Annotated in this window: 10 protein-coding genes; all 10 read right to left on the bottom strand. The window is 63.1% G+C overall.

The window, feature by feature from the left end:
* Positions 1 to 25 precede the first annotated feature (25 nt).
* Positions 26 to 367 (bottom strand): carboxymuconolactone decarboxylase family protein, encoded by a 342-nt coding sequence (locus EGN72_RS06755; RefSeq protein ID WP_127045898.1) that lies wholly within the window; start codon positions 365 to 367, stop codon positions 26 to 28.
* 65 nt (positions 368 to 432) lie between these two features.
* A complete protein-coding gene (locus EGN72_RS06750; protein WP_127045897.1) occupies positions 433 to 1,044 on the bottom strand; it encodes a DUF938 domain-containing protein in 612 nt (203 codons plus the stop codon).
* Complete coding sequence (locus EGN72_RS06745; RefSeq protein WP_127045896.1) at positions 1,041 to 2,117, bottom strand: FAD-binding oxidoreductase; 1,077 nt, start codon at positions 2,115 to 2,117, stop codon at positions 1,041 to 1,043. Before EGN72_RS06745 ends, EGN72_RS06750 begins: the two co-directional genes overlap by 4 nt.
* A gap of 167 nt (positions 2,118 to 2,284) precedes the next feature.
* Positions 2,285 to 3,376 (bottom strand): BMP family ABC transporter substrate-binding protein, encoded by a 1,092-nt coding sequence (locus tag EGN72_RS06740; RefSeq protein WP_127045895.1) that lies wholly within the window; start codon positions 3,374 to 3,376, stop codon positions 2,285 to 2,287.
* A gap of 58 nt (positions 3,377 to 3,434) precedes the next feature.
* Entirely contained in the window at positions 3,435 to 4,367 is a 933-nt protein-coding gene (locus EGN72_RS06735) for an ABC transporter permease (protein ID WP_127045894.1), read from the bottom strand.
* The gene (locus EGN72_RS06730; protein ID WP_127045893.1) at positions 4,367 to 5,449 is read right to left on the bottom strand and encodes an ABC transporter permease; all 1,083 of its coding nucleotides are present in this window, start codon (positions 5,447 to 5,449) and stop codon (positions 4,367 to 4,369) included. Before EGN72_RS06730 ends, EGN72_RS06735 begins: the two co-directional genes overlap by 1 nt.
* Positions 5,450 to 5,550: 101 nt before the next feature.
* On the bottom strand, positions 5,551 to 7,089 hold the full coding sequence (locus EGN72_RS06725; RefSeq protein WP_127045892.1) for an ABC transporter ATP-binding protein: 1,539 nt from the start codon (positions 7,087 to 7,089) through the stop codon (positions 5,551 to 5,553).
* Positions 7,086 to 8,057, bottom strand: a complete 972-nt coding sequence (gene xdhC / locus EGN72_RS06720) for a xanthine dehydrogenase accessory protein XdhC (RefSeq protein ID WP_127045891.1) — start codon at positions 8,055 to 8,057, stop codon at positions 7,086 to 7,088. Before xdhC ends, EGN72_RS06725 begins: the two co-directional genes overlap by 4 nt.
* Positions 8,050 to 10,473, bottom strand: coding sequence for a xanthine dehydrogenase molybdopterin binding subunit (gene xdhB / locus EGN72_RS06715; protein ID WP_127045890.1), 2,424 nt, complete (start codon positions 10,471 to 10,473; stop codon positions 8,050 to 8,052). The genes xdhC and xdhB overlap by 8 nt, the downstream gene beginning before the upstream one ends.
* Positions 10,470 to 11,900, bottom strand: coding sequence for a xanthine dehydrogenase small subunit (xdhA, locus tag EGN72_RS06710; protein ID WP_127045889.1), 1,431 nt, complete (start codon positions 11,898 to 11,900; stop codon positions 10,470 to 10,472). Before xdhA ends, xdhB begins: the two co-directional genes overlap by 4 nt.
* Positions 11,901 to 12,131 lie beyond the last annotated feature (231 nt).

Raw genomic sequence — 12,131 nt, 5'->3', positions numbered from 1 at the left:
CGTGGTTCCGTCGCGCCGCGTTGATTTATTTTTCCGCCGTCAGATCATCCCAAGCGGTCAGCGCCTTGGCGGCATACATCAAGGACGGGCCGCCCCCCATCTGCACCGCCATGCCCAGCACATCGCCCAATTCCGCACGCGTGCCGCCCGCCTTGGCCAGCGCCTCGACGTGAAAGCCGATGCAGGCCTCGCAGCGGTCGGCAATCGCAATGCCAAGGGCCACGAATTCCAGCGTTTTCACATCCAGCACCTGCGCGTCCTTGGCCGCCTTGGACAGGGCGCCAAAGCCCTTGGCAACCTCGGGGATCGCCCGGTTCATCACGCGCAACTGGTCGCGCATTTCGGCATTCTTGTCGGTCCAGCTCATCTTTGTCTCCTGCTAGCGGTTGGCGCAGCAGTGACACGCCCAGCACGGGGCTGCCTTGACACATATCAAGTTCTGAATGCGACAAGCATGAGGTTATTGGCAGGCATATCCTCGGTCCGGGTATCAAGGCCCTGCGCGGCAAGCTGGGCCTGAACCCATGCGATATCCTTGTAACCCGTTGTTGGGTCGGCCGCGCGCAAGGCGGCGTGAAATTCGGCATCGCCGGGGCTGGTGGTGCGGCCTGCGCGCAGAAAAGGGCCATAGACCATCAAGCGCCCTTGGGGGGCCAAGGCCAAAGCTGCCTCTTGCAACACCACCGCCGCCTCAAGGTCTGAAATCAGATGCAGCAGGTTCACCATCAGCACCAAGGCGCAGGGCGCAAACGCGGTGGCCCAACCGGGCTGCGCTGCATCCAGCAAGAGGGGCGGCAAAAGATTGGGGGCAGGGGCAAGGGCGGCCCAAGCCCGCATGGTTTCCAGATTGGCGGGGTCGCGGTCTGTGGCTTGCCAGATCAGGCCCGGATGCGCCGCCGCAAAGCGCGGGATCTGTTGGCCCGTGCCGCTGGCAATTTCCAAGGCGCGCCCGGATGCGGGCGCATGGCGGCCAAGGCTTGCCATGATCGGCGCAAGGTTGCGCTCTGCCGCGGGGGCGCAGCGCGGGGCGGGGGCTTGGGTCATGCGAAACGCTGCGGCGACAGGCTGGCCACCACGCCCGCCTCCAGCGCGCTGCCCTGCCCCGTCAGCAAATCCGCCGCAAGCTGCGAGGCGGCAGGCGCCGACTGGAACCCATAGCCGCCTTGCCCCGCCAGCCAGAAAAAGGCCGGGTCGCCTGTGTCAAACCCGATCACCGGCACCCGATCCGGCGAGAAGGTGCGCAATCCGGCCCAATTGGCCAGCATCCGTGTCACCGGCTCTGTCACCATCTCCTCATAGCGGGCCAAGCCTTCGGCCAGCACCATGTCATCGGCAAAGGCGTCATGCGGCACACTGGGCTCCTCCTCGGCGGGGGAGACGATCAAGGCCCCGGCATCGGGTTTGGCATACCATGTCTCGCCCGCCCCGAAGATCATCGGCCAACGGCTGACATCCTGACCACCGGGCGCGGGAATGCGCGCCATGGACCGCCGCAAAGGCGTGAAACCCAAAGCGCGAACCCCGGCCATCGCGGCCACCACATCGACCCAAGCCCCGGCGGCATTGATCAACACCCGCGCGCCAAACGCCCCCTGCGGCGTTTCAACACGCCAGCCCTTGGCCTCGCGTGTGATGGCGGTGACCGGCGCTTTCGTCAAAATCTCGGCCCCTTGGGCGCGGGCCTGCCGCGCAAAGCCCTGCAACAACAGATCAGTATCAATATCCCAAGCGTGGTCGGCCAAAGCCACATGCGCCACCGTTTCCGGGTTCAATATCGGCACGATCTCCCGCGCCGCCTCCAGCGAAATCGGCGCAAGCTCCATCCCTGTGGCATCCGCCTCAAACAGCGCGCGGTCGTCTTTCTTGGCCACAATCATCATGCCGCGCGGGCTCAACACGCCTTGCGCGCCATGAAAATATGCCGCCGAAGCCAGCGACAAAGCCACAACAGGGGCCAAGCCATAGCGCGGCTCATATAGTGCGGCGGACCGGCCAGAGGCATGATGCGCCAGCGCCGCCTCTGCCTCCAAGACCAAAACGCGCCCAGCCCCTGCCAAGCGCGCGGCACAGGAAATCCCGGCAATCCCGCCGCCAATGATCACAAAATCATAATCCATCGTGCAAATCGCCACTTTCTAACGGGGGGGCGGACGCTCATCCCAGATCCAAAGCGCAACTCGCCTTCATCTGTTCAAAAATATCCTCAGGGGGGCCCGTTTGCCAAAGCAAACGGGCGTGGGGGGCAGACAGCCCCCCAGACTTTGATGTTAGTCCATCCGTCAGATCACTGCGGAATGTCGCCTTTGATGCCTTCGACAAAGAAGTTCATGCCCAGCAAATCGCCATCCGGCGCTGTCTGCCCTTCGGCCAGCCAGGCAGAACCGTCTTGCTTGTTGATCGGCCCGGTGAAGGGATGATATGTCCCCGCCCCGATCGCATCGCGCATGGCTTCGGCTTCGGCCTTCACCTCTGCCGGAACCGCATCGGTGATCTCGCCGATTTCCACTTCGCCGCCTGCAATGCCTTCCCAGGCATCCGCCTGCGCATAGGTGCCATCCAGCAATTGGCCAACGCGCTTCACATAGTAAGGCGCCCAGTTGTCGATGATCGACGATACCCGCGGGCTCGGCTTATAGGCCGACATATCCGAGGCCTGACCAAAACCGATCACACCCGGCGTTTTCGCCGCTTCGGCCAAAGGCGCGGTCGAATCGGTATGGGCCGCAATCACGTCCACGCCTTGCTCGATCATCGCCTTGGCGGCATCAGCCTCTTTCGCCGGATCAAACCAGGTAAAGGCCCAAACCACCGAAAGCTCCACATCCGGGTTCACCTTCTTGGCATGCAGGTAATAGGAATTGATGCCCATGATCACTTCGGGAATCGGGAACGACCCGATATAGCCGATCTTGTTGGATTTGGTCATCTTACCCGCAATATGCCCCTGCACCGCACGGCCTTCATAGAACCGCGCGTTATAGGTAGAGACGTTCGGATGCTCGCGCTTGAAGCCGGTCGCATGTTCAAACATCACATTCGGGAATTTTGCGGCCACGGCATTGGTCGCATCCATATAGCCGAACGAGGTGGTGAAGATGATATTGCAGCCACCCAGCGCCATCTGCGTCAGCACACGCTCGCTGTCGGCACCCTCGGGCACGTTTTCCTGAAAGGTGGTCGCGTCGACCTTGTCGCCAAAAGCCTCGATCAGGGCAAGGCGGCCTTGGTCATGCTGATAGGTCCAGCCACCATCGCCCACGGGGCCGACATAGACGAAACAGGCCTTTACCTTGTCCATGCCAGCAGCCTGCACGCTGCCCCCGAATGCCAGGCCAAGGCCAAGGGCCGCCGTTGCCATCATAGTTCTACGGTTCATTCTACACTCCCGGTTGGTCGGGCCGCAGCGGCCCGGTTTGGTTTTGGCCCCGCCGCGATCAGCGAGAGGCATGGAAATTCTGGCCAAGGGCGGCCGGCGCATTCAACGCCTTTCTCCCTTTGCCCGATGACATGATCACCAGCACCAGAATGGTTATCAGATAGGGCGACATCGACAAGTATTCTGGCGGAATTGGCACTTTGGCAACTTGCAAATTCAACTGCAACACCGAAATCCCGCCGAAAAGATAGGCACCGATCAGCACGCGCCACGGCTGCCAACTGGCAAAGACCACGATCGCCAGCGCAATCCAGCCTGCCCCGGCGGTGATGCCATCGGTCCATTGCGGCACCCGGATCAGGCTCAGATAGGCGCCACCAAGCCCCGCCATCGCGCCCCCGAACAGGATCGCCATGATGCGGATGCGCGTGACCTTATAGCCAAGCGCATGTGCGGCCTCATGGCTCTCGCCCACCGCGCGCAGGATCAATCCCGCACGGGTAAAGCGCAACACGGCCCAAACCCCGGCCACCACCGCAATCGCGATATAAACCATCGGATCATGGCGGAACAGAATATGTCCCAGCACCGGAATATCGGCCAAAGGCCCCAGATCAACCGCCGAGGTCAGCGGCGGGCGGATACCCACAAAGCCTTGCCCCATCAGGCTGGACAACCCCACGCCAAACAGCGTCAGCGCCAGCCCCGAAGCAACCTGATTGGCCAGCAACACCTGCGTCAACAGCGCGAAAACAAGGCTCAGCACCGCGCCGCCTGCCGCGCCCCCCAGAAAGCCCGCCACCGGGCTGCCCGTGTTCACCGCCACGATAAACCCGCAAATCGCGCCCATGATCATCATGCCTTCGACACCAAGGTTCAGCACCCCGGCTTTTTCCACCACCAATTCGCCAATCGCCGCCAGCATGATCGGCACCGATGCCACCATAAGCGAGGCAATCAGAACCGCCGGGTTGATGCTTGAAAGATCCATTACGCGGCCCTCCCCTTGGTCAGCCGCAGCCGGTAATTGGTCAACACATCCACCCCCAGCAGGAAAAACAGCAACATCCCCTGAAACACCTGTATCGCCGCTGATGGCAACCCCAGATTGGTCGAGGCCATCTCGCCCCCCACATAGGTCAGTGCCATCACCAACCCGGCCAGCAAAATGCCAATCGGGTTCAACCGGCCCAGAAAGGCCACGATAATCGCGGTAAACCCATAGCCAGAGGCAAAGTCGATGCTGATCTGCCCGGCAGGCCCGGCCACTTCAAACATCCCCGCCATGCCTGCCAAGGCACCCGAAATCCCCATACACATCACCACCAACCGCGTCGGCTGCACGCCTGCAAACCGTGCCGCGCGCGGTGCCTGACCCGCCAACTTGATCTGAAAGCCCAAGAGATGCCGTTGCAACAGCACATAGGCCGCGATCACCGCAATAAAGGCCGCAACCACCCCCCAATGCATGCCAGAGCCCGCAAACAATTCCACATTCCGCGCCGCCGGATAGCTGGAGAAATTGCGGCTGCCGGGAAAGCCCATGCCTTGCGGATTGCGCAGAAACCCGGTCGCAGCCTTGGACAGCACGGTCTGCGCCACATAGACCAACATCAGCGACACCAGAATCTCGTTGGTGTTGAACCGCGTCTTCAATACAGCCGGGATCATCGCCCAAAGCCAGCCGCCAAAGGCCCCGGCGACAATCATCACCGGAAAGATCAACCGGTTTTCGGTCGGAAACACAGCCAAGGCCACGCCCGCACCAAAAATCGCCCCCATGATATACTGCCCCTCGGCCCCGATATTCCAGATGCCGGCGCGAAATCCAAGGCTCAACCCCACCGCAATCAGGATCAAAGGCCCCGCCTTCACCAGCAGTTGCCCCCGCAGATAAAAGGCAAACTCGCCAAACAGCGGGTCCCAGAAAATGGTGCGAATGGCCGCCACCGGGTTCTTGCCCAACAGCGCAAACAGCGCGCCACCTGCAACCATCGTCAGCAAAACCGCCAGCACCGGCGTGGCATATTGCCAAAAGGCCGAAGGGCTGGGGCGTTTTTCCAATCTAAACATGAACAACCCCATCCCTGCGTCCTGATTTCATCTTGGCCCAAATACCTGTGGGGGTTTGGGGGCAACCAGCCCCCATGCAACGGCAGGTCACGCGCGAAGGCTCAGCCATGATGCGCCACCTCCATCCCATGCGCCCCGCCCATCATCAACCCGATCTCCTCCACCGTCAGCCCTTCGGTGGGGCGCGCAGGCGTCAGGCGGCCTTCGTTCAAGGCAGCGAAGCGGTCCGACACTTCCAGCAGATCATCCAGATCCTGACTGATCACCACCACAGCCGCCCCGTCCTGCGCCCGGTTCAAAATCTCTTGCCGGATAAAGGCGGCGGCGGCGGCATCCACGCCCCATGTCGGTTGGTTGATGATCACCACTTCCGGGCTCTGGCTCAATTCCCGGCCCATCAGGAATTTCTGCAAATTCCCGCCCGACAGCGCGCGGGCCGCGACCCAGGTGCCGGGGGTGCGCACGTCATATTGCGCCACCACCTCCTCGGCCCAGGTCTTGGCGCGCGCCCAGTCGATAAACCCGTTACGCGTCAAGCCTTTGCGCACCGATCCCGACAAAAAAGCGTTTTCCACAAGGCTCATATCCGGGGCGGCGGCATGGCCAAGCCTGTCCTCGGGCGCGGCCACAAAGCCCATCGCGCGGCGCTCATTCGGGCCCAGATGGCCAATCGGCTTGCCAAAGCATTGCACCATGCCCGGCGCGCAGCGCAATTCACCCGACAGCGCCAGCAGCAACTCGTCCTGCCCGTTGCCCGCAACCCCGGCGATACCCAAGACCTCGCCGCGCTGCACGGTAAAGCCCACCTCTTTCAGCGAGGTGCCAAAAGGAATGGGCGAGGCGACCGACAAGCCCGCAACCGCCAGCGCGGGCTGCGCATCGCCCCAATCGCGGCGGGCCGCCCGCGCAGGCGGGGTCAGCACCGCGCCCACCATCATCTCCGCCATCTCACGGGCCGAGACATCGCGCGGCGTGCAACTGCCCACCACCTTGCCCCGGCGCAAGATCGTCGCCTCATCACAGAGCGCGCGGATCTCCTCCAGTTTGTGGCTGATATACAGGATCGCCGTGCCTTCGGCCGACAGCTTGCGCAGGGTCTGGAACAGGATGTCCACCTCTTGCGGGGTCAGCACGCTGGTTGGCTCATCCATGATCAACAGCTTGGGGTCTTGCAGCAAACAGCGCACAATTTCTACCCTCTGGCGTTCGCCCGCCGACAGATCGCCCACCATCCGCGCCGGGTCCAAGGGCAGGCCATAATCCTCTGACACGGCCCGGATACGCGCCGCCAATTCGCGCATGGGGGGCGGGCTTTCCATGCCAAGCGCGACGTTTTCGGCCACGTTCAGCGCCTCAAACAGGCTGAAATGCTGAAACACCATCGCCACACCTGCCGCCCGCGCCGCACTGGGGCGGGTCGGGGCAAAGGCTTGGCCGTGCAACACCATGCCGCCACGATCGGGCTTCACCAAGCCGTAAATCATCTTGACCAGCGTAGATTTCCCGGCCCCGTTTTCCCCCAGCAGCGCATGAATCTCGCCTTTGGAAATGGCAAAGGACACGTCGTCATTGGCGACCACGCCGGGATAGGTCTTGGTCAAACCTTCGATGCGCAGCAGGTCTGGGGCGGGGTCGGTCATGCGCGCGTCTCCTGTCTTTGTTCAGCCGGGGCCGCCCGCAGCAAGGCGGCGGCCACCCCGATTGCAATGGCCTGCGGATGCTTGCCAAGGGCGGTTTCCCCTATCGGGCAGTCTATGCGGGCAATCGCCCCAGCGCCATGCCCAAGCGCAGCGAGGCGCGCCCGAAACCTTGCCCATTTGGTCTTGGACCCGATCAGACCACAGCGCGCAAATCCGCGCCGCAACAGCGCATCACACAGCGCAAGGTCCAGCACATGCGAATAGGTCAGGATCAGATGCTCGGCCCCCGGCGGGGCGTGCTGCGCCAAAACCGCCGGGTCAGCGGCGGGCAACATGGTCACGCCATCATGCAGATCGGCGGGAAAGCGATCTGCCGCCACATCCACCCATGTCACCGCAAACTCTGGCAAAGGGGCCAGCACCGCCACAACTGCGCGCCCCACATGGCCCGCACCCCAAACCCATAGCTGCCGGGTTGGGCGCGCCACAGGTTCCACCATCCACCCCTGCACCAGCCCCGGCGCAGGCAACACACCCGCCCCGCGCGCCGCCGCCAAAATCCGCTTTACCGCCAAAGGCATCGCTGTGCCGTCAACCCCGCGCGCCACCACATCGCCCGAAAGCGCCGCCACCCCTGCGGCATCATAAACCTCGGTCAGCAGCATCACCACACCGCCGCAGCATTGGCCCAGCTTCGGCCCCAAGGCCTCGCGGCTCAGCCGCGCTGGGGGCACGGCCCGCGCCAAGACGGCCTGCGCCAACATGGCCCGCGCCTCCGCCGCTGCCGCAAATTCCAGCGCCCCGCCGCCAATGGTGCCGCTTTGCCCCGGCCCCAAACCCTTCGCGTCCCAGACCAGCATCGCCGCCCCCACCTCACGCGGAGAGGAGCCTTGATACCCCGCCACCACAACCCGGGCCACCGTGCCATGCGCCGCCACCGCGGCTGTCAGTGCCGCCAGATCAAACATCGCGCTGCCTGTTGATCGCGGCCAAAATCCGCTCCGGCGTGGCAGGCGCATCCAGGGCCACATAGCGCGACCCATCGCCACAAGCCGCCACCGCATCCGACAAAGCCATCAGCGCCGAAATCCCCAGCATAAAGGGCGGTTCGCCCACGGCCTTGGATTTTCCTACCGTGGCTTCCGGATTCTCCGCCCCCCAAAGGGCCACGTTGAACACAGGCGGGCGGTCCGAACAGGCCGGGATCTTGTAGGTGCTGGGCGCATGGGTCCGCAAGGCGCCCTTGTCATCCCAAACCAGTTCTTCCATCGTCAACCAGCCTGCCCCTTGCACATAGGCGCCCTCAATCTGGCCGATGTCCAAGGCCGGGTTCAGGCTGGTCCCGGTATCATGCAGCAAGTCGGCCCGCAGGATGCGGTTTTCCCCGGTCAGCGTGTCAATCACCACTTCGGTCACGGCCGCACCATAGGCGAAATAGTAAAACGGCCGCCCCCGGCCCGCCGCACGGTCCCAGGTGATCTTGGGCGTGGCGTAAAACCCGGTCGAAGACAGCGCCACCCGCCCGGCATAGGACTTCGCTGCGGCTTCGGCAAAACTGTAACTGGCCCCGGCCACGAAAACCCGACCGCCTTCAAAGCGCACCGCATCTGGTGGCACCTGATGCTGCCCGGCCAGAAACGCCGCCATCCGGTCGCGGATGGTCACACAAGCCACCTGCGCCGCCATCCCGTTCAAATCCGACCCGGAGGAGGCCGCCGTGGCACTGGTATTGGGCACTTTGCCGGTATCGGTTGCGGTAATCTTCACCGCCTCCAAACCGACACCAAACACCCCCGCCGCCACTTGGGCCACTTTCTGAAACAAGCCTTGCCCCATTTCAGTGCCGCCATGGTTCAGATGAATAGACCCATCCTGATAAACATGCACCAAAGCCCCGGCCTGATTAAGATGCGTCAGCGTAAAGGAAATCCCGAACTTCACCGGCGTCAAAGCCATCCCGCGCTTCAAAATCGGGCTGCGCGCGTTCCACTCTGCAATCGCGCCCCGCCGCGCAGTATACTCGGCCGAGGCTTCCAGCGCCGCCACCAGCTCATGCCCGATGAAATCCACAACCGGCATATGATAAGGCGTTGTCTGCACACCCAAAGGCACCGGCACATCCGCCCCACCCGATACCGCCTCAACAGCGGCCCGCGAGGCCAGATCCTGATCTTCCGCTTTCTTTTCGGCATAAATATCCCGGGGGGGTGCGGGGGGGCTGGCCCCCCCGCCGCTGACCGCCATCCCGGCGTAAAAATTCGCGCGCCGCACGGCCAAAGGGTCGCGCCCCAGATCAAAGGCGATATGGTCCATCACCCGCTCAACCCCGACCATGCCCTGCGGGCCACCAAACCCGCGAAAGGCGGTGGCGCTTTGGGTATTGGTGCGCAAGCGGTGGCTTTCGATCCGCACATCGGTCAGATGATAGCAATTATCGGCATGCAACATCGCGCGGTCCGCCACCGGGATCGACAGATCCAAAGCCCAGCCGCAGCGAAAAAGATGGGTGAAATCGACGCCCAGAACCCGCCCTTCACCGTCAAACCCGGCGCGGTATCTGATGCGCAGATCGTGGCGCTTGCCGGTGATCATCATGTCATCATCACGGTCATAGCGCATCTTGCAAGGCCGCCCGGTATCGCGCGCGGCCCAGGCACAGGCAATTGCCAAAGCATTGCCTTGGCTTTCCTTGCCACCAAAACCGCCACCCATCCGCCGGGTTTCCACCCGCACCCCATGCATCGGGATATGCAGCGCATGCGCCACTTTATGCTGAATCTCGGTCGGGTGCTGGGTCGAGGAATAGATCAACATATCGCCGCCTTCTTGCGGCACGGCGGCGGCGATCTGCCCCTCCAGATAAAAATGCTCCTGCCCGCCAATCTCCATTTCGCCTTCGATCCGGTGGGGGGCTGCGGCAATGGCCGCCCCCGCATCGCCTTTGGTCCAGACCACCGGACCGGATTCGAAGCGCGACCCCGCCGCCAGCGCGTCATCCACTGTCAGGATGGCGGGCAGGGGGGCATAATCCACCCGCCCCAATCGCGCGGCTTTGCGCGCGGCCAGATGGCTGGTGGCCACCACCAGAAACACCGGTTGGCCAAGGTAATGCACCTTTCCGGTGGCCAGCAAAGGCTCATCATGTGCGGAAGGCGAACAATCGGGCATCTCGTCGAAATCTGCTGCGGCATAAACCGCCACCACACCGGGGGCGGCGCGCACCGCAGTCAGGTCCATGCCCGTAATCTCGGCATGCGCGTAGGTGGACAGGCCGAAGGCCAGATGCAGCGCGCCTGCGGGCAGGTCGATATCATCGACATAGCGGGCGGCGCCGGTGACATGCAGCGGGGCCGCATCATGCGGCAGAGATTTGCCCACGCTCATGGCGTCACCTCCAACACATTGACGGGCAAGCCAGACAGATCATGGAAATAGCGGATCAGCATATTGCCCGCCGTCTCTGTCCGGTAGGCGGCAGAGGCGCGCATATCGCTGAGCGGGGTAAAATCGCCTTGCATCGCGCTGCGGGCGGCGATGATGGTTTCCATGCTCCAGGGTTTGCCCAGCATCGCGGCCTCGGCCTTGGCCGCGCGTTTTGGGGTGCCCGCCATGCCGCCAAAGGCGATGCGGGCCGATTGCACGCTGCCGTTTTCAAGGGTGACATTGAAGCAACCGCAGACGGCGGAAATATCCTGATCAAAGCGTTTGGAGAGTTTGTAGCAGCGCAGAGCAGGGGCGGTATGGGAAAAGCTGACGGCTTCGACAAATTCGCCCGGCAGGCGATCTTGTTTGCGGTAATCGAGGAAGAAATCCTCCAGTGCCATATCACGCCGATCCGCCCCGCGCCGCAGATGCAGCCGCGCCCCCAGTGCGATCAGCGCGGGCGGGCCATCGCCGATGGGTGAGCCATTGGCGATATTGCCACCGATCGTGGCGGCGTTGCGGATCTGGTCGCTGGCATAGCGGCGCAGCAGTTCCGCGAAAGAGGGCAGGCTGGGCGCGACTGCCTCCATCAGCTGGTTGATGGTGACACCTGCACCCACATGCAGACGCGCCCCGCTGTCATGGATAGTTTTCAACTCGGCGATGCCACCCAGAAAGGCCACGGGCGCAAGGTCGCGGAGCTGTTTCGTAACCCAAAGCCCGACATCGGTGGCCCCTGCGATCAGGGTTGCGTTTGGGTTGGCCGCATACCAGGTCGCCAGGTCATCCGTCGTTGTCGGGCGGCAAACGGGGGAGGGTGGGCTGTCTGCCCCCCCAGCGGGCGCGATCGCGCCCTTCCCCCCCGAGGATATTTGTGCCGAAAAGAAAGCAGGGTCGGTTTCGGCCTTGAGCCAGTCGGGGACAGGGGCGGTTTCGGCGGCCTTTGCCGCGCGGATGATCGGGGCGTAGCCGGTGCAGCGGCAAAGGTTTCCGGCAAGTGCTGTGTCATGGTCTTTGCGCCCGGTGGTATGGGCGGCAACCATCGACATCACGAAACCCGGTGTGCAAAAGCCGCATTGCGAGCCGTGATGGCTGACCATGGCCTCTTGCACCGGGTGGGGGGTGCCATCGGGGGCGGTCAGCCCGTCAACGGTGCGAATGGCTTTGCCGTGCAATTGCGGCAGGAACAGGATGCAGGCGTTCAGCGCCTTGGGGCCGTTCTGGTCGGTGACGATCACCGTGCAGGCGCCGCAATCGCCTTCGTTGCAGCCTTCCTTGGTGCCTTTCAGGCCGCGCGTTTCGCGCAGCCAGTCCAGCAGGGTTTGGGTCGGCGCGACATCCGAAAGCCAAACCGGCGTTCCGTTCAGGTGAAACGCGATATCCGTCATGTCTTAAAATCCGCCACCCTCTGTTGCACCCAAGGCCCCTGCATGCCCGCCCGATGCGGCGTAAAGCGGATCATGCGCCTTTTCTTTTCTCAGGTCTTACTTGTCATCAAGCCGTTGGTTGGGGTCAATTGCAAACACAATCTTGCTTGAAAATACTGGAACTGCTTTTGGTTTCGCTTGAAAATGCGGCAGCGGGGCCGCGCGCGGGCGCAGTGCTTGGGCCGAAAGAAA

Origin of the sequence: Pseudorhodobacter sp. E13 (assembly GCF_003991405.1) — a bacterium.
Lineage (GTDB): Bacteria > Pseudomonadota > Alphaproteobacteria > Rhodobacterales > Rhodobacteraceae > Pseudorhodobacter.
This window is presented reverse-complemented; position numbering and strand designations above follow the sequence as displayed.